General features: G+C 63.4%; 22 protein-coding genes. 13 read left to right on the forward strand and 9 right to left on the reverse strand.

What is annotated here, in order from left to right; genetic code table 11:
- Positions 1-82: 82 nt before the first annotated feature.
- On the reverse strand, positions 83-793 hold the full coding sequence (locus J7573_RS11270) for a YebC/PmpR family DNA-binding transcriptional regulator (RefSeq protein WP_009685578.1): 711 nt from the start codon (positions 791-793) through the stop codon (positions 83-85).
- Positions 794-918: 125 nt separating this feature from the next.
- Complete coding sequence (locus J7573_RS11275) at positions 919-2,235, reverse strand: MFS transporter (protein WP_294334684.1); 1,317 nt, start codon at positions 2,233-2,235, stop codon at positions 919-921.
- Between the two features lie 243 nt (positions 2,236-2,478).
- Here J7573_RS11275 and J7573_RS11280 point away from each other — a divergent pair, with 243 nt between their 5' ends.
- Complete coding sequence (locus tag J7573_RS11280) at positions 2,479-3,348, forward strand: LysR family transcriptional regulator (RefSeq protein WP_294334687.1); 870 nt, start codon at positions 2,479-2,481, stop codon at positions 3,346-3,348.
- A gap of 157 nt (positions 3,349-3,505) precedes the next feature.
- On the forward strand, positions 3,506-3,871 hold the full coding sequence (locus tag J7573_RS11285; protein WP_294334688.1) for a DUF2784 domain-containing protein: 366 nt from the start codon (positions 3,506-3,508) through the stop codon (positions 3,869-3,871).
- On the opposite strand, the gene tam is transcribed toward J7573_RS11285, so the two are convergent.
- A complete protein-coding gene (gene tam, locus J7573_RS11290) occupies positions 3,868-4,644 on the reverse strand; it encodes a trans-aconitate 2-methyltransferase (RefSeq protein ID WP_294334689.1) in 777 nt (258 codons plus the stop codon). The two genes, J7573_RS11285 and tam, sit on opposite strands and share 4 nt — an antisense overlap.
- Positions 4,645-4,741: 97 nt before the next feature.
- On the opposite strand from tam, the gene J7573_RS11295 reads away from it, so the two are divergent.
- Entirely contained in the window at positions 4,742-4,921 is a 180-nt protein-coding gene (locus J7573_RS11295; protein ID WP_294334775.1) for a hypothetical protein, read from the forward strand.
- Positions 4,922-4,924: 3 nt separating this feature from the next.
- On the opposite strand, the gene J7573_RS11300 is transcribed toward J7573_RS11295, so the two are convergent.
- A complete protein-coding gene (locus J7573_RS11300; RefSeq protein WP_294334692.1) occupies positions 4,925-6,337 on the reverse strand; it encodes an amino acid permease in 1,413 nt (470 codons plus the stop codon).
- A 325-nt stretch (positions 6,338-6,662) separates the two neighbouring features.
- On the opposite strand from J7573_RS11300, the gene J7573_RS11305 reads away from it, so the two are divergent.
- From J7573_RS11305 to J7573_RS11320, 4 genes are all read left to right on the forward strand, one after another.
- The gene (locus tag J7573_RS11305) at positions 6,663-8,087 is read left to right on the forward strand and encodes a PLP-dependent aminotransferase family protein (RefSeq protein ID WP_294334694.1); all 1,425 of its coding nucleotides are present in this window, start codon (positions 6,663-6,665) and stop codon (positions 8,085-8,087) included.
- 495 nt (positions 8,088-8,582) lie between these two features.
- Positions 8,583-10,277 (forward strand): S-type pyocin domain-containing protein, encoded by a 1,695-nt coding sequence (locus J7573_RS11310; RefSeq protein WP_294334696.1) that lies wholly within the window; start codon positions 8,583-8,585, stop codon positions 10,275-10,277.
- Positions 10,274-10,525 (forward strand): bacteriocin immunity protein, encoded by a 252-nt coding sequence (locus J7573_RS11315; protein ID WP_294334697.1) that lies wholly within the window; start codon positions 10,274-10,276, stop codon positions 10,523-10,525. The genes J7573_RS11310 and J7573_RS11315 overlap by 4 nt, the downstream gene beginning before the upstream one ends.
- Before the next feature lie 279 nt (positions 10,526-10,804).
- Entirely contained in the window at positions 10,805-12,295 is a 1,491-nt protein-coding gene (locus J7573_RS11320) for a methyl-accepting chemotaxis protein (RefSeq protein WP_294334699.1), read from the forward strand.
- Between the two features lie 143 nt (positions 12,296-12,438).
- Here the strand turns inward: J7573_RS11320 and J7573_RS11325 are convergent, their stop codons facing one another.
- Genes J7573_RS11325 through J7573_RS11335 form a run of 3 tightly spaced genes read right to left on the reverse strand, consistent with a single transcriptional unit; the run spans position 12,439 to position 16,037 of the window.
- Positions 12,439-13,461: a histone deacetylase family protein gene (locus tag J7573_RS11325; protein ID WP_294334700.1), complete on the reverse strand. Its 1,023-nt coding sequence runs from the start codon at positions 13,459-13,461 to the stop codon at positions 12,439-12,441.
- Entirely contained in the window at positions 13,461-14,702 is a 1,242-nt protein-coding gene (locus J7573_RS11330; protein ID WP_294334702.1) for a Zn-dependent hydrolase, read from the reverse strand. The genes J7573_RS11325 and J7573_RS11330 overlap by 1 nt, the downstream gene beginning before the upstream one ends.
- A 30-nt stretch (positions 14,703-14,732) precedes the next feature.
- Positions 14,733-16,037 carry an MFS transporter gene (locus J7573_RS11335; protein ID WP_294334704.1) on the reverse strand — a complete coding sequence of 435 codons (1,305 nt, stop codon included), beginning with the start codon at positions 16,035-16,037 and terminating at the stop codon, positions 14,733-14,735.
- Positions 16,038-16,324: 287 nt separating this feature from the next.
- Here J7573_RS11335 and J7573_RS11340 point away from each other — a divergent pair, with 287 nt between their 5' ends.
- The 3 genes from J7573_RS11340 (at position 16,325) to J7573_RS11350 (ending at position 19,556) form a co-directional block, all read left to right on the forward strand.
- Positions 16,325-17,233: a LysR family transcriptional regulator gene (locus J7573_RS11340; RefSeq protein ID WP_294334706.1), complete on the forward strand. Its 909-nt coding sequence runs from the start codon at positions 16,325-16,327 to the stop codon at positions 17,231-17,233.
- A 121-nt stretch (positions 17,234-17,354) separates the two neighbouring features.
- Entirely contained in the window at positions 17,355-17,897 is a 543-nt protein-coding gene (locus tag J7573_RS11345; protein WP_294334777.1) for a WYL domain-containing protein, read from the forward strand.
- A 207-nt stretch (positions 17,898-18,104) separates the two neighbouring features.
- Positions 18,105-19,556, forward strand: a complete 1,452-nt coding sequence (locus J7573_RS11350; RefSeq protein ID WP_294334707.1) for a catalase — start codon at positions 18,105-18,107, stop codon at positions 19,554-19,556.
- Here the strand turns inward: J7573_RS11350 and J7573_RS11355 are convergent.
- Positions 19,525-20,571, reverse strand: coding sequence for an AraC family transcriptional regulator (locus tag J7573_RS11355; protein ID WP_294334709.1), 1,047 nt, complete (start codon positions 20,569-20,571; stop codon positions 19,525-19,527). The two genes, J7573_RS11350 and J7573_RS11355, sit on opposite strands and share 32 nt — an antisense overlap.
- Before the next feature lie 168 nt (positions 20,572-20,739).
- On the opposite strand from J7573_RS11355, the gene J7573_RS11360 reads away from it, so the two are divergent.
- The 3 genes from J7573_RS11360 to J7573_RS11370 are packed head-to-tail and all read left to right on the forward strand — an operon-like array spanning position 20,740 to position 23,379.
- Positions 20,740-21,924 (forward strand): acetyl-CoA C-acyltransferase family protein, encoded by a 1,185-nt coding sequence (locus tag J7573_RS11360; RefSeq protein WP_103447928.1) that lies wholly within the window; start codon positions 20,740-20,742, stop codon positions 21,922-21,924.
- Between the two features lie 12 nt (positions 21,925-21,936).
- Positions 21,937-22,785 (forward strand): 3-hydroxybutyryl-CoA dehydrogenase, encoded by an 849-nt coding sequence (locus J7573_RS11365; protein WP_294334712.1) that lies wholly within the window; start codon positions 21,937-21,939, stop codon positions 22,783-22,785.
- A gap of 12 nt (positions 22,786-22,797) precedes the next feature.
- Entirely contained in the window at positions 22,798-23,379 is a 582-nt protein-coding gene (locus tag J7573_RS11370; protein ID WP_294334714.1) for a TetR/AcrR family transcriptional regulator, read from the forward strand.
- A gap of 110 nt (positions 23,380-23,489) precedes the next feature.
- Here J7573_RS11370 and J7573_RS11375 read toward each other — a convergent pair whose 3' ends face one another.
- Entirely contained in the window at positions 23,490-23,867 is a 378-nt protein-coding gene (locus tag J7573_RS11375; protein WP_023629509.1) for a response regulator, read from the reverse strand.
- Positions 23,868-23,903 lie beyond the last annotated feature (36 nt).

Raw genomic sequence — 23,903 nt, forward strand, 5'->3', positions numbered from 1 at the left:
AAGGCCGCTCCTACAGGGAAACGCGTATTCCTGTAGGAGCGGCCTTGTGTCGCGAATGGGCCGCGAAGCGGCCCCAGCTTTTTTAGTCAGTCAGGCCAACGTAGACGTTCTGCACGTCATCGTTCTCGTCGATCGCCTCGAGGAACGCTTCCACCTCGGCCAGTGCTTCAGCGCTCAGGCTGGCAGCGCTCACCGGGTTCTTCGGGGTGTAGCCGATCTTCGCCGAAGTCACGGTGAAACCATGCTCAGGCAGCGCCTTCTGCACGGCATCCAGATCGGTGGTATCGGTGATGAACAAGGTCGAACCTTCTTCTTCACCTTCCTCGAAGTCCTGGGCACCGGCTTCGATGGCGGCCATTTCCGGGTCGGCATCGCCTTCCGGGGTGGCTTCGATCAGGCCGACATGGTTGAAGTCCCAGGTCACCGAGCCGCTGGCGCCCAGCTGGCCCTTGCGGAACAGCACGCGAATCTGCGCCACGGTGCGGTTGACGTTGTCGGTCAGGCACTCGACGATCAGTGGCACCTGGTGCGGGGCGAAGCCTTCATAGCTGACGGCATGGTACTGCACGGCCTCACCGTCCAGGCCAGCGCCTTTCTTGATGGCACGCTCAAGGGTCTCGCGGGTCATCGAGGCTTTCTTGGCCTGGACGATGGCCAGGCGCAGGCGCGGGTTCATGTCCGGGTCGGCGCCGGATTTGGCCGCGATCTGGATTTCCTTGGCCAGCTTGCCCATGATCTTGCCCTTGGCATTGGCAGCTGTTTCTCTATGTTTGGCTTTCCACTGTGCGCCCATGTCGACTCTCTTTGTTTCAGCGGCCGGTTCAGGAAGCGACCGGCCAAAAGTGGGAGCAGTTTATACGCCCTCGGGCAGCGGATCGACAAGTAATCTCACGGTTTGTCGGCCTTGCGCGCTTTCCTTCAGCTGCGCAGTGGCTTGATCGCCATGCTGGTGTTGGGTGCCACGTCCTCAGCCTGGGGCGTACTGGCCGGGCGGCTGTTCCAGTGCGGCAGCAGCACCAGGGCCGAGAACAGCGCGCAGCCAGCGAACACGATGAACACCGTGACACTGTCGAAGTAGCCTGGCAGCAGGCCACCGAGCACCGCCCCCACCGAACCGCAGCCGTTGACGAAGCCTGCCGCGGTGGCGCCGGCCTTGGCCGTGCCGAAGTCGATAGCCGCCGCGCCGCTGATCATCGAGTCCGGCCCGTACAGGGTCAGGCCCATGACGAACAGCAGGGCGACCACCAGCACGATGCTGCCGCTGTGCATGGCCCCCATGAACGCGGCCAGGGTCACCGTCAGCAGCACCAGGCTGATCACGCAGGCCGGCATGCGCCGGGCACCGAACAGTTTGTCCGAGGCCAGGCCGATGATGATCGGGCCCAGCAGCCCGGCCAGTTCGAAGGCGGTCGGGATGATCGCCGCGCCAACCTTGCCCACCGACGGCATCTGCTCGAAGACGATCACCGGGCCCCACAACAGGATCGCGTAGCGCGCCGGCTTCAACAGGAAGTACGCCATGCCCAGGGTCAGCACCGTGCGGTTGCGCAGGATTTCGCGCAGTGGCGCCCAGACGCTGCACAGGTTGCCGGCCGGGGCCATGCTCTGTGGCTCCGGTTCGACGGCTGCCAGGCCGACGTCTTCGGGCTTGTTGCGCTGCAGGAAGAAGAACAGCACGGCCACACCGGCCACCACCGCGGCACTGGAGAAGAACGCTGCATGCCAGGTGCCGACCAGTGTGTAAGCCCACCAGCCGGCGAACGGCGAAGCGACCAGGCCGCCGAAGGCGTAGCACGAACTCCACAGCCCCAGCACCCGCCCGCGCTGCGAGGCCGGGAAGAAGCTGCCGATGTTCTTGCACAGCCCGGCCCAACCGGTGGATTGCGCCAGGCCCTGGATGAGCATGCAGGTGGCGAAGATCGGGAAGGTCGCGTAATTGCCCATCACCACCGCGGCCGCGGCCGAAATCAGCAGGCCGCCCAGTACCACCACACGCGGGCCAAAGCGGTCGGCGAGCATGCCCCAGGTGAACTGGCCCACGGCATAGGCGGCCAGGTAGATAGCGTCGAGGTTGGCCATGGCGGCCTTGTCGAGCATGAATGTCGGGTCTTCAGCGATGCCGAGCTTGGCCACCGAGAAGGCTTTGCGGGTGAAGTAGAAGGCGGCGTAGGCCAGCCAGGTGATCGCGAAAATCTGGATGCGCCAGCGTTTCAACGCGGCTAGTGATTGATTCATTGACTCTGACCTCTTGCTCAAGTGTGCCGGCAGATTGTTAAAAAACGCCTGTCTTGTTGTTGTGTTGCGCACTGCATGACGAAGGCTCGTCATCTGGTCAGATGGCACCGTGTGCGGGCCATGGCCCGGCCGCTGCTTGTGGCGACGGCCTCGGGTTGAAACGTATGGAAACAGTTGCTGACTGATAAAGAAAATCGATTTATCGTATTTCACACATAAGTTCAGCTTGTTACTGGAGTCGGCATGTCGGTATCCCACGCTCAACTGAAGGCGTTCCATGCAGTGGCTGTGCACGGCAGCTTCACCCGCGCGGCGGAAAAGCTGTTTCTGACCCAGCCGGCGGTGTCCGACCAGGTGCGCAAGCTCGAGGAGCGCTTCGGCGTGCTGCTGTTCCAGCGCAACAAACGCTCGGTGCAGCTGACCGACCTGGGCGAGCGCCTGCTGGGCATCAGCCAGCGCCTGTTCGCCTGCGAGGCTGAGGCCCATGACCTGTTGCAGGACTCACGCGCCCTGCATACCGGCAGCCTGGTGCTGGCGGTGGATGCGCCCGTGCATGTGCTGCCGCAGATCGCGCGCTTCTGCCAGCGCTACCCGGGCATCCAGGTCAAGGTCGAGACCGGCAACACCGACGAGTCGCTGGCACGGCTGTTCAGCTACCAGGCCGACCTGGCGCTGCTCGGGCGCGATGTCGATGACGAGCGGCTGTACTGCGTGCCGCTGCGCCGCGACCCGATGGTGGCGTTCGTCTCCCACAATCACCCGTGGGCCAGCCGCAGCTCGATCAGCCTGGCGGACCTGGATGACACGCCGCTGGTGCTGCGCGAACCGGGGTCGGTGACGCGGCAGACGCTGGAGGAAGAGATGCAGCGCGCAGGCTTGCGGATTCGCCCGGCGATCCAGGTGGAAGGCCGCGAGGCAGCGCGTGAAGCCGTGGTGGTGGGGATTGGCGTGGGGGTGGTGTCGGCGGCCGAATTTGGCGCGGACGCGCGGGTGTGTGCCTTGCCGATCGTCGATTGTCAGCGGCATCTGACCGAGACGCTGGTGTGCCTCAGCGAGCAAAGAAGCCGCCGGGTGGTGGCCACCTTCCTGCAGATGGTTCAGGAAGAGCTGTAGAGCCTGTACCGGCCTCTTCGCGGCTAAAGCCGCTCCCACAGGTACCCCACCGCCCCCGAAACCTGCGCAGTACCTGTGGGAGCGGCTTCAGCCGCGAAGAGGCCATCACAGGCAATACAACTATGCTGGGAATACCTCATTTCCAGGCCCACCCACCATGCTTTTCCGCCTGGCCGCCGACGCCCTGGTCCTGCTGCACCTGGCCTTCATCCTGCTGGTCCTGTTCGGCGGTCTGCTGGTGCTCAAGTGGCGCCCCGCCCTGCTCCTGCACCTCCCTGCCCTGGCCTGGGGCCTGGCGGTGGAAGGCCTGCACCTGCAATGCCCGCTCACCGACTGGGAAAACCGCATGCGTCTGGCCGCCGGTGACGCGGGTTACCACGGCGGCTTCGTCGAACACTACATCTGGCCGCTGATCTACCCCGCCGGCCTGACGCCGCAAGTCCAGCTGCTGCTGGGCGGCATCGTGCTGGTGCTGAACCTGGCCATCTACGCCTGCGTCATCTGGCGCTGGCGTCGCCCTTAGCGGGTGGCGACGACAAACAGCCGCGGGAACGGCAGTAGCACCTTGCCGTCTGTAGCTGGCGGGTAGTCACGCTGCATGGCCTGCAGATACATCTGCAGGAAGTCCGCCTGCTCCTGCTCGTCCAGCCTGGCCAGATAAGGCCGTAGCGCCGAGCCCTTGAACCACTCCACCACCGCCTCGGCACCGCCCGCCAAGGGGTGGTGATAGGTGGTGCGCCACACATCCACCCGCGCGCACAACGGCGTGAGCAGGTCGTAGTAGAACGCCGCATTGTGCCGTGGCGGCAGGTGGAAGTCGGCAAACTTGTCCGCCCACGGGCCCTGGCTGGCGATTTCGCGCAACTGCCGATGGGCCGGCTCGTCGAGATTGTCCGGGGTCTGCACGGCCAGGCTGCCTCCTTCGCTCAGCTGGCGCACCAGGTGCGGATACAGCGAGCCGTGGTCGGGCACCCATTGCAGCGAGGCATTGGCCAGGATCAGGTCCTGCGGCTCGGGCGCCGACCAGTCGCTGATGTCAGCGATTTCGCAGCGTACCCGCGGAATGTGCAGGCGCTTGCGTTCGCGGGCCTTGTCGATCATGTCCTTGTCGCTGTCCAGCGCCGTCACCTGGGCATCCGGGCAACGCTGCAGCAGCACTTCAGTCGAGTTGCCGGGGCCACAGCCCAGGTCGGTGGCATGGCGCACCGGCCGCGGTGGCACGGCGGCCAGCAAGTCGCGCACGGCGCGGGTGCGTTCATCTTCGAAGAGGGAATACTGGGTGGCGGACCAGGCCATGGAAGGCTCCTTTCTGGCGGGCAGTGGCTTGAGCATAAGCCATGTACCGTTTCCCATGAACCTGAACTGTCAGCCTATGCTTCAGGTCAGTCCCTACATGCGCATGCCGATGAAGCTATCCCTGGCCCTTGCCATCCTGGCCCTGATCGCCGCCGCCGCCCTGCTGGGTTCGCCGTGGATGAACCAGCGGTTTCACATGCCCGAGGAAAAACACCCGCCCCAACAACGCGAAACGGCCGGGTCCCTAAGGGAGCCGGCCGTTTCCAACAGCGAATGACGCTTAGTGCTGCTGCTTGCCAGAGCGGATCTGGTGGACCACGCCCATGGCCACCACGACAGCCGCGGCGATGCCGGTGGAGATCACCAGGATCTGGTAGTCAGGCATGAAGGCCATGGTCACCAGGGCGGCGATGATGAAGCCGATCACCAGGTAGGTCAGCCACGGGAACAGCCACATCTGCAGGCGCACTTCCTTGCCTTCGGCAATCAGCTTGCGGCGCATGCGCAGCTGCGAGAAGGCGATCACCAGATACACCAGCAGGGCGATCATGCCGGTGGTGTTCATCAGGGTTTCCAGCACGTCTTTCGGGCGCAGGGTCTCGCTGAAGTTGATCAGCGCGCAGACCACGGCCACGGCGCAGGAGCCGATGATCGCGTACACCGGTACGCCGGTGCCGGCGCGGGTGATCTTGAAGAACGACGGCGCGTCGCCACGCTGAGCCAGGGAGAACAGCATGCGCGAAGCGGTGTAGTGACCCGAGATCAGGCAGCTGCTCACCGAGGTCAGTACCACGAAGTTCATCAGCAGCTCGGCGTGCGGCACGCCCAGCAGTTCCAAGGTACGGCGGTAGGCGCCATAGCCGGAAACGCCCAGTTGCGGGTCGTTCCACGGGACCAGGCAGACGATCAGGAAGATCGAGCCGACGTAGAACAGGCACACACGCCATACCACCGAGTTGGTGGCCTTGACGATCTGGGTGGCCGGGTCCTTGGCTTCGGAAGCGGCGATGGTGACGATTTCGGCGCCGAGGAAGGCGAACATCACCCCAAGCAACGCACCAATGACCGTGGTGATACCGTTGGGCATGAAGCCTTCGGCGGTCAGGTGGGTCATGCCACGCACTTCACCGAACTGCCAGATGTTCATCACGGCGGCGGCACACACCACCAGGAAGCAGACGATCGCCACCACCTTGATCAGCGCGAACCAGAATTCGAACTCACCGTAGTGCTTGACGTTAAAGAAGTTGACGGTGATCAGCAGCAGGGTCGTGGCCAGCACGAACACGTTGACGCTCACGTCGGGGAAGAAACCGTGCAGGATCTTGCCCGCCACATAAGCTTCCCAGGCCATCAGGATGACCCAGTACCACCAGTACAGCCAGCCGATGGTGAAACCGGCCCAGCGGCCGATCGCGCGGTCGGCGTAGGTAGAGAACGAGCCGGTGTCCGGCGAGGAAGTCGCCATTTCACCGAGCATGCGCATGATCAGCACCACCAGGATGCCGCCGGCCAGGTAGGCCAGCACTGCGGCCGGGCCGGCGCTGTGAATCACGCTGCCGGAACCGACGAACAAGGCGCCGCCGATAACCCCGGCGATCGACATCATCGTCAGGTGGCGCGACTTGAGCGAGGCACTGAGCTTGCTCTCGTGCCCGCTTTTCGCGGTGGTGGTTGTGGATGTTGCGTCCATCAGTTGTGTACCCCGTGCTTCTTTTTATCCAAGGAAAACTGTGAAACCCCGATGGCTCTCGGTTTCACCTGTACATCAGTGCTAATGCGGGCAGGATGGTGTGCGCAAACACACGCAGGCCTTCCGTGGCGGCCTGCTGACGCGCCCCAGGGTTGGCACCTCGGGCGAACTGAACATGCTTTATGTGGCGATATCTGACACCTAATGTAAAAATGTCCGACGTAGAGAGCCATGCACAGTGGCATGAATCTCGCACTGCACTGTACAGGCCGCCGATGCAATACACCCCGCTGCGCCTGGCGTTCCGCACTCTTGAAGGCCCCGAATGTTCGAATTACATCCAGACTCTTCCACGCCGTTGGTCAACCAGATCATCGACGGCCTGCGCGAGCTGATCGACAACCAGACCCTCAAGCCGGGCGCCAAGGTGCCGTCGATCCGCGCCTTCGCGGCAAGCTATTCGGTGAGCACCTTCACGGTGGTCGAGGCGTACGACCGCCTGGTCGCCCAGGGGCTGCTGGTGAGCAAGGGCAATGCGGGGTTCTTCGTCAATCGTGCGGCGAACGAGCTGCTGGAAAGCCAGCACAGCGAGGCCGAAAGCGGCCGCCCGACGTTCAACTCCGAGTGGTACCTGCAGCAGATCTTCGAAACCCGCCAACTGCCGTACAAGCCCGGCTGTGGCTGGCTGCCCAACGACTGGATGTACGAAGAAGGCCTGCGCCGTGGCCTGCGCCAGGTGGCTGGCAGCCCGCTGGAGCTGTCTGGCTACGGCGACCCGATGGGCCTGCCGGAGCTGCGCGCGCTGACCGCGCAGAACCTGCAGCAGGAGCTGTCGATCGTCTGCAACCCGGCGCAGCTGATGCTGACCCACGGCGCCAGCCAGGCACTGGACCTGGCCGTGCGTACCTTGGTACGCCCCGGTGACGTGGTGCTGGTGGACGACCCGGGTTACCCCAACCTGATGAGCATCCTGCGCACCCAGGGTGCAACGCTGATCGGCGTACCGCGCACGCCGAACGGTTATGACCTCAATCACTTGGAGCAGTTGCTGGCGCACCACCGCCCGACCGCCTTCTTCACCCAGCCGCACCTGCACAGCCCGACCTGCTCACGCACCCCGCTGCCGCAGCTGCACCGCCTGCTGCAGCTGGCCAGCCAGCACGGCTTCCGGCTGGTGGAAAACAACCTGTACGCCGACATGGTCGCCGAACCGCAGCCGTGCCTGGCCAGCCTCGACCACCTGCAGCAGGTGGTGTACGTGGGCAGCTACTCGAAGAGCATCTCGCCCAACGTGCGGGTCGGCTACCTGCTGGCCAACCCGGAGCTGATGCAGAAGCTGCTGCACCTGAAGATGCGCTCGGGGCTGACCACCTCGCAGGTGATGGAGCGGGTGGTGTACGCCGCGATCATCGACGGGCGCTGGCGCAAGCACCTCAAGCGCCTGCGCCAGCGCCTGGCCGAGGCGCATCAGGAAGTTGGCCGGCATCTGCATCGATTGGGCTTTGAACTGTTCATCGAGTCGGATGAGGGGATGTACATCTGGACCCGCCACCCGGCGATTCCCGACAGCGCGGCGTTGCTCGATGATGCGCTGGAGAAAGGCATCATGCTCGGGCCTGGGCAGTTGTTCATGGTCGATGCCAAAGCGACCGGGTGGATGCGCTTCAATGTGGCGTTCAGTACCGACCCGGCGATGTGGGAGTTGCTGGAGAAGGTGCTGGTGAAGCATGTGCGGCGGGGTGGGCTGTAGGTTTGCGGTGTGGCCGGGGTTGTTCGCCACGGCATTTTCAGCGCCTGTGAAATCGAGCGCCGCCCGCGCGGCGCATCGCGGATAAATCCGCTCCTACGTTTGTTGCAACCTGGCCATGCCTGTGAGGCCATGATTGTCTCTCTTGTTTGTTACTTTCGACATTGAAGTAGGCGTAACTGTTTTCATGGCCTTCATTCATGCACCAAGGCGGCAGTCCAACTGATACAGAACAGACTTGCGGAAGCAAGCACTTATCAATCCCGAAACTAATTTGAATCATGCACGCCTGATCTACTGAACGCAGAAAATTCAAGCCAGGTGAATTTTACCTCAAGAGAAGCCCCATCACCGATGTTGTTTGAGAAACCTTAAGACCATACAGTTCTTCAGATTTATTTAACCACAACTGGAATACCTTCTCTCTGCTCAGTGCAGTTGAGCAACTCCATGCTCCTTACGTCCGCCAGCATCCCGCGGCGGCATAAGGAAGTGAACATGCAAGATCCTGTAGAGTTTCCCCCGCCATTTGTCTACCCAGATCAAGTACTGCCGCTCCCGCTACCCCCGATGTTCCCCTTCAACTTACCAAATCGGCCACATCCTCCTGGAGCATTGACTCCAGCTATCCCCCCCTCTTCACCGAATACTCCTGGATCCGTCACTCCGGTGAGTCGGGTGATGGCTATAGAAGGAAGAATCCGGAATGAAAACAAAAAGGAAATTCGACAGATCGCTGCGGATATCGAAGCCACCATCGAAAGAGAACTCACATCATCCACCTATACAACGCTGAACTCTGCAGACCTGAAAAAAGCCGTAGCAGAACGCATCGCCGCTGAAGCCGCCGCAAAAGCCGTAGCAGAACGCACCGCCGCCGAAGCCACCGCAAAAGCCGTAGCAGAACGCTTCGCCGCTGAAGCCGCCGCAAAAGCCGTAGCAGAACGCATCGCCGCCGAAGCCACCGCAAAAGCCGTAGCAGAACGCATCGTCGCCGAAGCCACCGCAAAAGCCGTAGCAGAACGCATCGCCGCCGAAGCCGCCGCAAAAGCCGTAGCAGAACGCATCGCCGCCGAAGCCGAATTCATTCGAGTTGCAAACACTTACTCCGCGTCAGGCTCGAAATCTTTAATTAGCTCGATAGTTATTACTGCTGCCGGCACCGTCGCCTCGACCGCCGCAAGTTTTTCCCTACGAGCGGCAATAGGGGCTTCAGTGGATGCACTTACTGGCCTCGCTGCGAGCGTCGGCGCAGGATTTGTTGCAGGTGTTTCCGCTCTCTTTTACTCATCCAGCCTTGGCAATGGAGAGCTTCCTCGTCGTTTTTCACTGCAAACGCCGCTATCCGATCTGGCCCCTTCAGCTGACAGTAAGTTAACAACCTCTTCAACTACAAATACGAGCATTAATCTTCCGTACCGTTTCAGCTCTCAGGTCAACTCAGAAGGTAATTCGGAAATTTTCGTCGTTAAAACAGATGGAGAAACTGTACCTATGCAGGTACCAGTGCTCGCCGCCTCATACGACAACCAGCGCAACGTGTACACCGCTACCACAGCAGACATTCCCCCGCGCATTCTGACTTGGACACCCATCGTTACAAAGGCAGACGCGTCGACCAGTTTGCCCATCGAACAGCCGGAACCACCAATCTTCGCTGGAGCAGCACTTGAACCCGTTGAGGTAAGAGTCGACAGCTACCCTGGCGTTGCTGATGCGAGCTGGGATGACTATGTCATCGTTTTTCCTGCGGACTCCGGATTATCGCCGATCTACACAATGTTTCGGGATCGAAGGGGTGACCCGGGGACTGCTACGGGGGTCGGTATCGAGGTTGACGGTTCATGGGCAGCCGGTGTTTCATTAGGCAAGGGCGCTTCTATCCCTAATCAAGTGGCAGATTTGCTGCGAGGTCAAGAATTTAGAGACTGGCGCCATTTCAGAGAGACGCTATGGAGGGCAATTGGCAATGATGCGACACTGTCCATTCAATTTAGCCCCTTCAACATAGAACGAATGAAAAAAGGGCGCTCACCATTTGTTCCACAAGCTGAACGAATTGGGGGCCGAGCTGTTTTAGAGATTCATCACAAAGTTTTCATCTCAAAAGGCGGGGAAGTCTTTGACCTTGACAATCTTTCAATTACCACTCCAAAACTTCACATCCAAATCCACAAAGGGATGAAGCGATGAAAAATTCAATTTGTGATTACACTGAAGCAGAATTCCTTATCTTCGTAAAAAAAATATACTCGGGCGACTACCCTAGCGATCAAGAACACATCAATGCCATGCTCGCTTTCGAAAGGATCACAGAGCATCCATCAAAATCTGATTTGTTTGCTTTCCCCGAAGCCGGCAAGGAAAGCCCAGAGGCAATCGTTATCGAAGTGAAATCTTGGCGAGCGGAGAATGGCAAGCCAGGCTTCAAAGCTATCTAACATGAAATTTTACGGGTAGGCGATCCCGCCTACCCGTATCCGAAGAGCCTCGTCAAAGGGTTGTGACAAGCACTTGCCAACCCTGACACGATTCCTCCCCTACCTCACCAGCCCCTTACGCTCCAGAGCCAAAGCAAGCACATCCGCCTGCTCCCCAGGGACTTCCACCCCTATTTTGTAGAAAACATCTGAAGCCACCCTATAACACCCATTCGAGTACTCTTTTGGAACAATGATGGCAAACGGCTACGCTCTCCCTGTCCCCAAGGAGCCCAGCGCATGCCCCCAGCCCCCCGCTTCTTCGAGCACTACCGCAAAGCCGACCGGATCATGCTGGGCCTGCTCTGGCTGATGTTCCTCTTCTCCCTGGCCCTGGCCTTCTGGCACGACACCTTCCTCCAGGCCATCGCAATCGGCGGCGGCACCTGCCTGGCACTCACCGCGCTGTACCGCGTCATCAGTGGCACACGCCTGATGCGCTGCGGCCTGGCCTTCGGCCTGATGGTGATGGCAGCCCTGCACATCAACCAGGCCGAGGGCATCATCGAATCGCACTTCGGCATCTTCGCCCTGCTCGCGGTATTGACCTTCTACCGTGACTGGCTGCCGATCCTGGTTGCGGCCGTGACCATCGCGCTGCACCACGTGGTCTTTCATGTGCTGCAGCATCAGGGCTACCCCGTGTTTGTCATGGCCCATCACGGCGGTTGGACGATGATCTTCGTGCATGCCTTCTACGTGGTGATGGAAACCGTCGCCCTGCTCTACCTGGCCGTGCACAGCCGCCTGGATGCCGAAGAAAGCCAGGACATGCTGGACAAGATGCTGCTCACCACCTCGCAGTTCACCGCCGACGCCAGCAACGACGGCACCGCGCATGTCTCGCTGGCCCAGCGGTTCGACCGCTTCCTCACCCAGATCACCGACCTGGTTGACGGCGTGGTACGCGACTCCCAAGGCCTGGGTGAGCTGGGCCAGGAACTGGCCAAGACCAGCACCACCCTGGAAAAAGGCGCCCAGCACCAGCTGAACGAGATCGCTCAGGTGACCGGTTGCATGCAGCAGATGGGCGATGCCATGGGGTATATCGCCGTCCACGTCGAGCACGCCGCCGAACATACCGGCCAGGCCAGCACGCAGGTCAGTCGTGGCCAGCAAAGCGTGAACCGCGCCCAGCAGGAAATCGTCCAGCTGGCTTCACGCCTGCAAGGCACCAACGACACCGTCGAGGCCCTCGCCGGCCAGGCGCAGCAGATCGGCACCGTGCTGGAGGTGATCAGCAGCATCGCCGACCAGACCAACCTGCTGGCCCTGAACGCTGCCATCGAAGCCGCCCGCGCAGGCGATCAGGGCCGCGGCTTTGCCGTGGTCGCCGACGAGGTGCGCAGCCTGGCCAAGCGCACAGCAGTGTCGACCCAGGAAATCAGGACCATCATCGAAGCTCTGCAGCAAGGCAGCCGGCAGGCGGTCGAGGCCATGCACCATAGCCGTGAAGGGGTTGAGCGGTGTGTGGAGGACAGCCAGCTGGCAGCGGCGATGTTACAGGCGGTGAGCAGTGATATTGCGCAGATCGATGCGCTGAATGGGCAGATCGTGACGACCACGCGTGAACAGTCGGCGGTGAGCCAGGAGATTGTCGGGCGGTTGCAGTCGGTGCAGGGGATTGCCCAGGGGACGGCGCAGGATATGGAGACGCTGGCGTCCAGTAGCCGGCGCTTGCCGCCGATCGCTACCCGGCTGGATGCCCTGGGGCGGACGTTCCACCCCTAGGCCGGTGTCGGGTTCTTCGCGGGCTTGCCCGCTCCCACAGGATCACCACAGGCATCAAGCCCGCGCGGTCTCTGTGGGAGCGGCGGTGCGGCGATCCGACGAGCCCGCGAAGAGGCCAGCAGCCACCCAACAGCTACTGACTGTTACCGCCAGTCAGCCTTGTCCGCAAAAAATGCCTGCGCATTGGCCTCCAGACTCTCCAGGTGATACCCCCCTTCCTGAACAATCACGCAAGGCAACCGCAACGCCCGAATCCGCTCCCCCAGCGCCGCAAACCCTTCAGTCGTCACCGCCACCTTGCTCTGCGGATCCAGCTCGTAGATATCGAACCCCAGCGACAACACCAGCACCTCGGCACCAAAGTCCTGCACCGCAGCCAGCGCAATTTCAAGCTGCCCCATGAAGTCCGCCTCGCTGGCCCCATGGGCCATCGGCAGGTTCAGGTTGTATCCCTCCCCCGCACCACTGCCGCGCTCGTCCTCGAACCCCGCCACACCCGGGTAGAAGTTGGTCGGATCACCATGGGTCGACACGTAAAGCACGTCGCTACGCTCGTAGAAGATCTCCTGAATCCCCTGCCCGTGGTGCATGTCGGTATCGAGAATCGCCACCCGGCTGTAACGGCTGCGCAGGGCCTGGGCCGCCACGGCGGCATTGTTGATGTAGCAAAACCCACCCGCTGCATCGAACCGTGCATGGTGCCCAGGCGGCCGGCACAGCGCATAGGCTGCGGGCTCACCATCGAGAATGGCCTGGGCCGCGGCCACCGCGCTCTGCGCCGACCAGTAAGCCGAACGCCAAGTGTGCTCACCCACCGGGCAGCTGCCATCGGCCAGGTAGCGGCCAGCTTGCGCGAGGATGCCGCGCAGGGCGTTGGGCTCGCGCACGAAGATGTTCGACATCACCTCGTCGCCCCAGTCCTCGGGCACTTCCTTCCAGCGCGCATGGGCCTCTTCGAGGAACGCCAGGTAGGCCTCGCCATGCACCGCCTTGAGCGGCGCGAGGCCGGCATCGGCAGGCTGGCGGATGTCGAAGCCCAGGTCCTTGGCGGCCTGCAGCAGGCGCTGGGCGCGTTCGGGGACTTCCTGCGGGGTGCGCATGGCGCCGCGCGAGTAGTAGCTGCGTGGATGGTGCAGCAGCTGTTCGGGGTGGAAGTAGCAACGCATCAGGCCTCTCCTTGTTCGGCTTGGCCGGCGCGGGCCAGCACGGCATTGAGCAGTACGTCGACGCCCTGGCGGGCATCCTCGGGCAGCACGTCTTCGGCTTCGTTGTGGCTCAGGCCGCCGACGCAGGGGATGAACACCATCGCCGTCGGGCAGTAGCGGGCCAGCAGGATGGCGTCGTGGCCGGCGCCGCTGACGATGGACTGTTGCGCATAACCCAGGCCGTCCACCGCCTGCTGCACGGCGGCCACGCAGTCGGTATCGAACGGCGTGGCCGGGCTGACCCAGTGGCGCTCGATGCGCACCTGCAGGCCGCGCTGGTGGGCGATGGCCTGCAGCTTCAGGGTCAGGTCGCGCTCCATGGCCTCGATGGCTTCGTCGCGGTGATGGCGCAGGTCGACGGTGAAGCGCAGCACGCCGGGGATGGTGTTGCGCGAGGACTTGGCGATCGACAGTTCGCCCACGGTGGTCAGCCCTTCTGGCGCAAAATCAGCCGCCAGTTGCTCGACCACCTGGATCATCCGCGCGGCGCCGTACAGGGCGTCCTTGCGCAGCGGCATCGGCGTGGTACCGGCATGGGCGGCCATGCCTTCGACGGTCACGTCCAGCCAGCGAATCGCCTGGCCACCGCTGACCACGCCAATGGCCTTGGCGTTGTCTTCAAGGATCGGGCCTTGCTCGATATGCGCCTCGAAGTAGGCATCGACCTGGCCGCCCAACGGGCGTTGGCCGGCGTAACCCGTGCGCTGCAGTTCGTCGGCGACGCTGATGCCGTCGGCATCGCGGATGGCCAGGGCCTGGTCCAGCGCCAGGGTGCCGGTGAACACCGCCGAACCGAACATGGCCGGGGTGAAGCGGGCGCCCTCCTCGTTGGTCCACACCGCGATTTCCAGCGGTTTGCGGGTCTGGATGTTCAGGTCGTTGAGGCGGCGCACCACCTCAAGGCCCGCCAGCACACCATAGACGCCATCGAAACGGCCGCCCTCAGGCTGGGTGTCGAGGTGGCTGCCCATCATCACCGGGGCAGCCGCCGGGTCGCTGCCGGCACGGCGGGCGAACAGGTTGCCGATGGCATCCACGCTCAGCGTCAGGCCGGCCTCGCGGCTCCAGTGGCTGAACAGTTCGCGGCCAGCCTTGTCCTCGTCGCTCAGGGCCAGGCGGCAACTGCCGCCGCGGGCGGTGGCGCCGATTTCGGCCATGGCCATCAGGCTCGCCCACAGGCGTTCGCCATTGCTTTTCAACATGTGCGGGTACTCCAGAATCAAGTGGATCGATCAGGCCAGTTCCAGGCGCTGGCTACGGGCGTACTGGCGCGCCAGGGCGAGCACGCAGACCAGCGAAATGGTGGCGATCAAGGTGTAGAACACTGCCATCGGCCACCAAAGGCCGGTGAAGCTGTGGGCCAGCCAGGTGCCGATCAGCGGTGTGAGGCCGCCAGCGATGGCGCCACACACCTGGTAGGCCATGGAAATCGCGGTGTAGCGCACGCGGGTTTCGAACATGCCGCTGACGTAGCCAGCGATCACCGCGTAGAACGAGGCCATGCAGGCCGCCGCCAGGGCAATGCCGAGCACGATCAGCGGGCCTTCGCCGCTGCTGACCAGCACGAACATCGGGTACGGCGAGGCCATCGCCAGCAGTGCGACCAGGGCCAGGAAGCGGGTGGCGCCGAGCTTCTCCGAGAGCCACGCGGCCAGCGGCTGCACGCAGAACTGGATAATCGCCACGAAGAACAGGCATTCGAGGATCAGCGAGCGCTCCAGGTGCAGCTGCTGGGTGGTGTAGCTGATCATGAAGGTGTTGGTGAAATAGACCCCGGCAATGCCCAGGGTGTTGGCACCGATGCACAGCAGCAGCGGTCGCCAGGCCGTACGCAGCACTTCCAGTACCGGTGCCTGCTCCTTGCGCTGGGCCTTGGCCGCCTGCTCGCGGCTGGCAATGAATTCGGGTGACTCGTTGACCCCCAGGCGAATTGCCAGCCCCACCAGCAGCAACAGCGCGCTGGCCAGGAACGGCACACGCCAGCCCCAGCTCATCAGGTCTTCCTCCGGCAGGCGGGTCACCGCGCCAAAGGCCAGCAGCGACAGGATCAGGCCCGCCGGGCTGCCCAACTGGGCGAACGAGGCGAAGAAGTTGCGTCGGCCCTTGGGCGCATGTTCGCCGGCCATGAGCACGGCACCGCCCCACTCGCCACCCACGGCAATGCCTTGGACCACCCGCAGGATGATCAGCAGCACCGGCGCGGCGGCGCCGATCTGCGCGTAGGTCGGCAGCAGGCCGATGCACACGGTGACAATGCCCATCATCAACAGGGTGATGACCAGCGACTTCTTGCGGCCGATACGGTCACCCACATGGCCGAACACGATGCCGCCCAGCGGCCGCGCAAAGAAGCCCACGGCGAAGGTGCCGAAGGCGGCCATGGTGCTGAACAGGCTGTCGTCGGAGGGGAAGAACAAGGCACCGAACACCAGGGCGGCGGCGGTGGCGTAGATGTAGAAGTCGTACCACTCGATCATGGTGCCGATGAACGCGGCGGCGGCGGCACGGCGCGGCTGGGGCGAAGCGATGGGCTTCATGGGGGCTCCTTTGCTTGTTTTTCTGGCAGGAGTTAAGGGTCACGACGGCGCTCTGGTGGCGCATGGCCTTTTGATCGGTGTTGGCTTCTTCGCGGGCTCGCCCGCTCCCACAGGGATTGCACAAGGTCCGCAAACGCTGCAGTACCTGTGGGAGCGGGCAAGCCCGCGAAGGAGCCAGCACCGATGCAACAAGCCTCAATGACTGCGATTTATCGTCCCGGGGCTATGATTAGTCAATTTTCTATTTATTATTCGCACTATTAGCCCTGCTTATCATCGAGCCTGCCATGTCCGACCGCCTGCTCAACGACCGCCTCGACTGGAACCTGCTGCGCACCTTCCGGGTGATCGGCCAGGAGTTGTCCATCAGCCGCGCCGCCGCGCGCCTGCACCTGACCCAACCGGCCGTGAGCCAGGCGCTCAAACGCCTGGAGGAACAGCTTGGGCGCCAGTTGATCGCCCGCCGCGGGCCACGCTTCGTGCTCACCGACATGGGCGAGCAGCTGTTCCAGCTGGCCGGTGAGGTGTACGGGCAGATGTCGCAAATCGGCGGCTTGCTGGAACAGCCGGCGGACGAACTGGTGGGCAAGGTGCGCTTGCTGATGATCAGTCGAATCGTCAGCGAGCGGTTCGATGATCTGCTGGCGGACTTCCACCGCCAGCACCCACGGGTGGACCTGGAAATCGACGTGATGCGCAGCTCGGACATCGTCGCCGCCTTGCAGGAAAAGACCGCCACCGCGGGCCTGAGCCTCAACCGCCGGCCCCAGCCACGGCTGGAGCAGCGCCTGTTCCTGCGCCAGCGCTATGCGTTTTTCTGCGGCAAGCACCATGCCCTGTTCGGCCAGGCCGAGGGCGATCTGCAGCGGGAGAATTTCGTCAGCTTCACCAGCGACCAGATTGGCGGCATGTTGTCGCCGCTGACCATTTTCCGCGACCAGCAGGGGTTTTCCGGGCGGATCGTGGCGTCGTCGCCCAGCCTTGAAGAAGTGCGCCGGCTGGTGATCGCCGGGTTCGGCATCGGCTGCCTGCCCGAGCATGTGGTGGCGCCGGATGTAGCGGCGGGGTTGCTGTGGAAGCTGCCGCCTGCGGAAGGGATTGCCGATGTGGATATTCACTTGCTATGGAACAGGGAACAGCGGTTGAGCCGGGCTGAAGAGGTGTTTATCGGGGCCTTGCAGGGGTGCCTGTCTTGAGCGCTTCAGCCGCCGATCCCGCTTAACTTGGATCCCATCCATCGTAGGAGTATGCTATCGCAATAGCTATATGCCATTACTCAGGCACACCCCACGCCTGACCTTCAAGGACGAAGCCGCCGTGCCCAGCCACCCGACCCGCCACACCATCGCCCGACAATGGCAGTTACTGAAACTCCTGCCAGACCGCCACCCCGGGATGAGTTCCACGCAGCTGCAGGCCGCACTGGCCAAGGCTGGCCACAAGACCAGCAAGCGCACGGTCGAGCGCGACCTCAACGAACTGACGACGCTGTTCCCGCTGCACTGCAACAGCAAGGGCATGCCCTACGGCTGGTACTGGCAGCCGGGCCTGAGCCTGGATGAGGCCCAGCAACTGCAACCGGATCTACTCACCCCCTCGCAACAGATCGAACTGCGGGCCTGGGTCGACGATGGCCTGGCGCGGCGCCTGGAAGACCAGCCGCTGTCCAAGGACATGCGCCTGGCCCCACACGACAAAGGCGGCGCGATGCTCGCCGCCACGGTCGAAGACAGCCGTGCGCTGATGGGCTGGCTGCTGTCCCAGGCCGGCTCGATCCGGGTCAGGGCGCCGGAAACACTGCGGGTGTCGATGGTCGAACAGCTGCGCCAGAGCCTGGCGTTGAACGACGATGGCTATTGACGCTGCCACAGATCAATCCAGTAGCTCTCTACTCGACATGTCCTACAACATGAGATGAGCCGCCTTACTGTGAGGCTCCTTCAGGATTACTAGCATCGGCACTCCCTTGAACTAGCGAGTGCCACGACCATGCTTTCGACCCGCTCCAATCGCTCTGCATTGACGCTGCTGTGTGTATCCATTCTTGCGAGCCCCACGCTGCTCGCCATGCCCCTGACCCGCGACAACGGTGCGGCGGTCGGCGACAACCAGCACTCCCAGACTGCCGGTGCCACTGGCCCGATCTTGCTGCAGGACGTTCAACTGATCCAGAAGCTGCAGCGCTTCGACCGCGAACGCATCCCCGAACGCGTGGTGCACGCCCGCGGCACCGGCGCCCATGGCGAGTTCACCGCGTCCGAAGACCTGTCCGCGCTGACTTCGGCGCCGCTGTTCACGCCAGGCGAAAAAACCCCGGTATTCGTGCGTTTCTCGTCGGTTGTGCATGGCCTGCACTCGCCGGAAACCCTGCGCGACCCGCGAGGCTTCGCCACCCGGTTCTACACCACGGCAGGCAATTGGGACCTGGTCGGCAACAACTTCCCGACGTTCTTCATCCGCGACGCCATCAAGTTCCCGGACATGGTCCACGCCTTCAAGCCCGACCCGCGCACCAACCTGGGCAACGACGCCCGGCGCTTCGACCTGTTCTCGCACATGCCGGAGGCTACCCGCACCCTGACCCTGCTGTACTCCAACGAAGGCACGCCAAAGAGCTATCGACACATGGATGGCAACAGCGTGCATGCCTACAAGTTCGTCAATGCCAGCGGTGAACCCACCTACGTCAAATTCCGCTGGAAAAGCCTGCAAGGGCAGGAAAACCTCGACCCCAAGGCTGTCGAGCAGATCCAGGGCAAAAGCTTCAGCCACATGACCGAGGACCTGGTCGCTGCCATTGCCCGTGGCGACTATCCCAAGTGGGACCTCTATATCCAGACACTGCGCCCTGAGCAGCTGGCAGCCTTCGACTTCGACCCGCTGGACGCCACCAAGGTCTGGCCGGATGTGCCCGAGCGCCGGGTCGGGCAGATGGTGCTCAAGCGCAATGTCGGCAACTTCTTCCAGGAAACCGAACAGGTTGCCCTGGCACCGTCCAACCTGATCAAGGGAATAGAGCCCTCCGAAGACCGCTTGCTGCAGGGCCGACTGTTCTCCTACGCCGACACACAGATGTACCGGGTCGGCGCCAACGCCGGCAGCCTGCCGATCAACCAGCCGCGGGCGGCGGTCAACAATGGCAACCAGGATGGTGCACTCAACCCCAACCGCACCCGTGACATGGTCAACTACCAGCCCAGCCGCCTGCAGCCGCGCAGCACCAGCGACTCGGCCCGCTACAGTGAACTGGCCTTGAGTGGCACCACCCAGCAACGGGGCATCACCCGGGAACAGAACTTCAAGCAGGCCGGTGACCTTTACCGCGCCTACTCGAAAAACGAGCAGCGCGACCTGGTCAACAGCTTTGGTCAGTCGCTGGCTGTCGCCGATGAGCAGAGCAAGCACATCATCCTGTCGTTCCTGTACAAAGCCGATGCCGATTACGGGACGAGGGTTACAAGAATTGCGGAAGGTGACCTGAAGCGGGTCAAGGCTCTGGCTGCCGACCTGCAGGACTGAGGTTTGCAAGCCCGGCCAGTTTGGCCCGATAGCTGCCCGGACTCTGCCCGGTCCATTTCTTGAACGCCCGGTGAAACGCACTGGGCTCCTGAAAGCCTGCTTGTTCGGCAATTTCGGCGATGCTCAAGGTGCCTTCGCGCAAGTGCTCGAAGGCCATCGCCCGGCGTACTTCATCCTTGATCTGCTGGTACGAACGCCCTTCGCGCTCCAGCTGGCGGCGGAAGGTGCTGGCACTGATGCCCTGCTGCTCGGCCATGGCCGCAAGCGTCGGCCATTGCCCATAGTGGCGTGCGCGCAAATGCCGATAGACCTCGGCCACCAACCCGTTCTGATTGCGGAAACGGATCACCAGGCCCTGCGGCGCGCTGCGCAGGAAGGTCTTCAGGCCCGCCAGGTCCTGTACCACCGGCAGGCGCAGCCAGGCACTGTCGAACTCGACCTCGGTGCGCCCGCTGCCCAGGCGCAGGTCCGGCCCCCACAGCAGCGGGTCGTCGTCCTGGGCCGGGCGCGCCACCGCCAGCTCCGTGCGGTCGATGGCGATGCGCCGGCCGGCCAGCCAGCACAGCAGGCCGATCATCAGCACCAGGTAGGTTTCCTCGGCGTATACCCGGGTCAGCGGGTCGGCGATCGCCGACTGCACGCTGATCACCGCGCGCCCGCCGCGTATCGTGAGGCTGCCGCGCAGGTCGCGCAGGAACAGAGCGAAACTGCCCATGCACTGGCGCAGGGCCTTCTCCAGGTTGGGTTCCTGAATCAAGCCACGGCAGATCAGGGCAAAGCTGCCCAGCGGCATGCCATGGCTGTCGAGGCGGAAGAACTCGTCGTCCAGCAACGCGATCAGCTCCAGCCACAAGCGGGCGAAGGCCTTGGCCGGCACCCGTGCCTGGGGTTGGCCGATCACGGCCGGGTCGATGCCCACCCCACGCAGCCGGGCCTCCAGCACTTCAGGCTGGTCGCGCAAGGCATGCAGCATGGCATTGAGAAAGTACACCGCGACCGAATCGCTATCGCGCATGGCGGCATTCGCTGTCTATGCTGAGTGGCAAAAAATGCCAGGTTGACTGAACAGATCCGGCATAGGCTGCAACAGAGCCTTTGCCTAGACTCGAACCCACCTCGGGATCGCCGGCCATTCTCGCAGAGCCTGGCCCGTTCCCGCCATGCCTTCGCAATCGGAGCCTCTATGAGCAGCGCAGAAATCTACGTCGTCAGTGCCGTCCGTACCGCCATCGGTGGTTTCGGTGGTTCCCTCAAGGACCTGCCACTGGCCGACCTGGCCACCGCCGTGACCCGCGCCGCCATCGAGCGCTCGGGCGTGCCCGCCGAGCAGATCGGCCACATGGTGATGGCCACAGTCATCCCTACCGAGCCACGCGATGCCTACCTGTCGCGGGTAGCGGCGATGAACGCCGGCATTCCCAAGGAAACCCCGGCCTTCAACGTCAACCGCCTGTGCGGTTCGGGCCTGCAGGCCATCGTCTCGGCCGCCCAGTGCCTGCTGCTGGGTGACGCCGACGTGGCCCTGGCCGCCGGTGCCGAGTCCATGAGCCGTGGCCCGTACCTGCTGCCGCAGGCACGCTGGGGCGCACGCATGGGCGATCTGCAAGGCATCGACTACACCGTCGGCGTATTGCAGGACCCGTTCGAACATTTCCACATGGGCATCACGGCGGAAAACGTCGCGGCCAAACACGGCATCAGCCGCGAGATGCAGGACGAACTGGCCCTCACCAGCCAGCGCCGCGCCGCCCGCGCCCAGGCCGAAGGCCGCTTCGACAGCCAGATCGTGCCGCTGGAGCTGAAAACCCGTAAAGGCACCGTGCAGTTCGCCGTCGACGAGCATGTGCGCGCCGATGTGACTGCCGAACAACTGGCCGGCATGAAGACCGTGTTCAAGAAGGACGGCACCGTCACCGCCGGCAACGCCAGCGGCATCAACGATGGCGCCGCCGGCCTGGTGCTGGCCACCGGTGACGCCGTGCGCCGCCTGGGCCTGAAGCCGCTGGCGCGCTTGGTGGCTTACGCCCACGCTGGCGTCGAGCCGGAGCTGATGGGCCTGGGCCCGATCCCGGCGACCCGCAAGGTGCTGGAAAAGGCTGGCCTGAACGTCAGCGACCTGGACGTGATCGAGTCCAACGAAGCCTTCGCCGCCCAGGCCTGCGCCGTGGCCCGCGAGCTCGGCTTCGACCCGGAGAAGGTCAACCCGAACGGCTCGGGCATTTCCCTCGGCCACCCGGTCGGCGCCACCGGCGCGATCATCGCCACCAAGGCCATCCACGAACTGCAACGCATTCAAGGCCGCTACGCGCTGGCCACCATGTGCATCGGCGGCGGCCAGGGCATTGCCGTGGTCTTCGAGCGCGTCTGAGGGAACTGAACCATGACCATTGAACAGATTGCCGTGATCGGCGCCGGCACCATGGGCAACGGTATCGCCCAGGTGTGCGCGGTGGCCGGCTACCAGGTCCTGCTGCTGGATGTTTCCGACGCCGCGCTGGAGCGTGGCGTGGCCACCTTGAGCAAGAACCTGGAACGCCAGGTGAGCAAGGGTACGCTCGACGCCGAGCGCGCCGAGGCGGCGAAAACCCGCATCCGCACCAGCACCGACTACGCCCAGCTGAGCAGTGCGCAACTGGTGATCGAGGCGGCCACCGAGAACCTGCAGCTCAAGCAGCGCATCCTGCAGCAGGTGGCAGCCAACGTGGCCGCCGACTGCCTGATCGCCACCAACACCTCGTCGCTGTCGGTGACCCAGCTGGCCGCCAGCATCGAGCACCCTGAGCGCTTCATCGGCGTGCACTTCTTCAACCCGGTGCCGATGATGGCCCTGGTCGAGATCATCCGCGGCCTGCAGACCAGCGACAGCACCTATGCCCAGGCACTGGTGGTCACCGAGAAGCTTGGCAAGACGCCCATCACCGCCGGCAACCGCCCGGGCTTCGTGGTCAACCGCATCCTGGTACCGATGATCAACGAAGCGATCTTCGTGCGCCAGGAAGGCCTGGCCAGTGCCGAAGACATCGACACCGGTATGCGCCTGGGCTGCAACCAGCCGATCGGCCCGCTGGCCCTGGCCGACCTGATCGGCCTGGATACCCTGCTGGCGATCATGGAGGCCTTCCACGAGGGCTTCAACGACAGCAAGTACCGCCCTGCCCCGCTGCTCAAGGAAATGGTCGCGGCCGGCTGGCTGGGCCGCAAGAGCGGCCGTGGCTTCTTCACCTACTGAGGAGCGCACGCCATGCCCCCGGTCAATGCCGCCATGCGCTGTACCAACTTCGAAGAGCGACGCGACCGGGCCATGGCACTGTTCGCCGAAAAGGGTTTTGGCCAGGTCAGCATGCGCGAGCTGGCAGCGCATGTGGGCCTGACCGCCGGTTCCCTGTATCACCATTTTCCCAGCAAGCAGGACCTACTGTTCGACCTGATCGAGGAGCTGTACGAGGAACTGCAGGCTACCTTGGAGCAAGGTCGCCGGGCCATGGCCCGAGGGGCTTCGGCAATGGGCTGCCTGATTGCCGCGCACTGGCAGTTACATACCGAACGGCCCATGCAGTTTCGCCTGGCCGAGCGCGACCTGTGCTGCCTGAGCGAGGAACAGCAGGCGCGCCTGGGGTTGCTGCGCAAGCGCTATGAGGCGGGGTTGCTGCGCCTGATCGCGCCACGGGCAACGTTGCAGGGCGAGGCGTTGGTGGCGACTGCGCATGTGGTGGCGACATTGCTGAACCAGCTGCCGGGGATGCTCAAGGGCTTGCCCGAGGAGCAGGGGCTGGGGTTGATGGAAAGCCTGCTGGTCGGTGGGATTGAACGGACCTTGGGCTAACCTGTTCCGGCCTCTTCGCGGGCACGCCCGCTTCCACAGGGACCGCGCAGATTCTGAAAACTGTGCAGTACCTGTGGGAGCGGGCGTGCCCGCGAAGAGGCCGGTGCAGGCTAGCGCAGCAGGGCCTGGATCTGTTCGTGCAGGGTATCGAGGTCGAACGGCTTGGCCAGGATCGGCGCCTTGCGCGCGATCGGGCTGCCGGACTCGAGGATCTCCGCCGGGTAGCCGCTGATGAAGATCACCTTCAGGTCCGGCCGCAGCTTCACCGCAGGCTCGGCGATCTCCACCCCGGAAATGCCACCGGGCAGGCGGAAGTCGGTCACCATCAGGTCCAGGTGCGGCTTGCTCGCCAGAATCGCAAAAGCCTGCTCACCGTCCTCGGCCACCAGCACGTGGTAGCCCTCACCCGCCAGGTAGTCGCGCAGGATCATCCGGATCGCCGGTTCATCCTCGACCACCAGCACCACATCTTGTGCATCTTCACTCATGACAACGCCTTGAAATTCATACAGTTTGCCATCTGA

This window comes from Pseudomonas sp. (assembly GCF_017744435.1).
GTDB lineage: Bacteria > Pseudomonadota > Gammaproteobacteria > Pseudomonadales > Pseudomonadaceae > Aquipseudomonas.

Bases quoted from the DNA above. Each gene is read 5' to 3' on its own strand.
- J7573_RS11270 (WP_009685578.1), bottom strand. From the start codon at position 793: ATGGGCGCACAGTGGAAAGCCAAACATAGAGAAACAGCTGCCAATGCC.
- J7573_RS11275 (WP_294334684.1), bottom strand. From the start codon at position 2,235: ATGAATCAATCACTAGCCGCGTTGAAACGCTGGCGCATCCAGATTTTC.
- J7573_RS11280 (WP_294334687.1), top strand. From the start codon at position 2,479: ATGTCGGTATCCCACGCTCAACTGAAGGCGTTCCATGCAGTGGCTGTG.
- J7573_RS11285 (WP_294334688.1), top strand. From the start codon at position 3,506: ATGCTTTTCCGCCTGGCCGCCGACGCCCTGGTCCTGCTGCACCTGGCC.
- tam (WP_294334689.1), bottom strand. From the start codon at position 4,644: ATGGCCTGGTCCGCCACCCAGTATTCCCTCTTCGAAGATGAACGCACC.
- J7573_RS11295 (WP_294334775.1), top strand. From the start codon at position 4,742: ATGCGCATGCCGATGAAGCTATCCCTGGCCCTTGCCATCCTGGCCCTG.
- J7573_RS11300 (WP_294334692.1), bottom strand. From the start codon at position 6,337: ATGGACGCAACATCCACAACCACCACCGCGAAAAGCGGGCACGAGAGC.
- J7573_RS11305 (WP_294334694.1), top strand. From the start codon at position 6,663: ATGTTCGAATTACATCCAGACTCTTCCACGCCGTTGGTCAACCAGATC.
- J7573_RS11310 (WP_294334696.1), top strand. From the start codon at position 8,583: ATGCAAGATCCTGTAGAGTTTCCCCCGCCATTTGTCTACCCAGATCAA.
- J7573_RS11315 (WP_294334697.1), top strand. From the start codon at position 10,274: ATGAAAAATTCAATTTGTGATTACACTGAAGCAGAATTCCTTATCTTC.
- J7573_RS11320 (WP_294334699.1), top strand. From the start codon at position 10,805: ATGCCCCCAGCCCCCCGCTTCTTCGAGCACTACCGCAAAGCCGACCGG.
- J7573_RS11325 (WP_294334700.1), bottom strand. From the start codon at position 13,461: ATGCGTTGCTACTTCCACCCCGAACAGCTGCTGCACCATCCACGCAGC.
- J7573_RS11330 (WP_294334702.1), bottom strand. From the start codon at position 14,702: ATGTTGAAAAGCAATGGCGAACGCCTGTGGGCGAGCCTGATGGCCATG.
- J7573_RS11335 (WP_294334704.1), bottom strand. From the start codon at position 16,037: ATGAAGCCCATCGCTTCGCCCCAGCCGCGCCGTGCCGCCGCCGCCGCG.
- J7573_RS11340 (WP_294334706.1), top strand. From the start codon at position 16,325: ATGTCCGACCGCCTGCTCAACGACCGCCTCGACTGGAACCTGCTGCGC.
- J7573_RS11350 (WP_294334707.1), top strand. From the start codon at position 18,105: ATGCCCCTGACCCGCGACAACGGTGCGGCGGTCGGCGACAACCAGCAC.
- J7573_RS11355 (WP_294334709.1), bottom strand. From the start codon at position 20,571: ATGCGCGATAGCGATTCGGTCGCGGTGTACTTTCTCAATGCCATGCTG.
- J7573_RS11360 (WP_103447928.1), top strand. From the start codon at position 20,740: ATGAGCAGCGCAGAAATCTACGTCGTCAGTGCCGTCCGTACCGCCATC.
- J7573_RS11365 (WP_294334712.1), top strand. From the start codon at position 21,937: ATGACCATTGAACAGATTGCCGTGATCGGCGCCGGCACCATGGGCAAC.
- J7573_RS11370 (WP_294334714.1), top strand. From the start codon at position 22,798: ATGCCCCCGGTCAATGCCGCCATGCGCTGTACCAACTTCGAAGAGCGA.
- J7573_RS11375 (WP_023629509.1), bottom strand. From the start codon at position 23,867: ATGAGTGAAGATGCACAAGATGTGGTGCTGGTGGTCGAGGATGAACCG.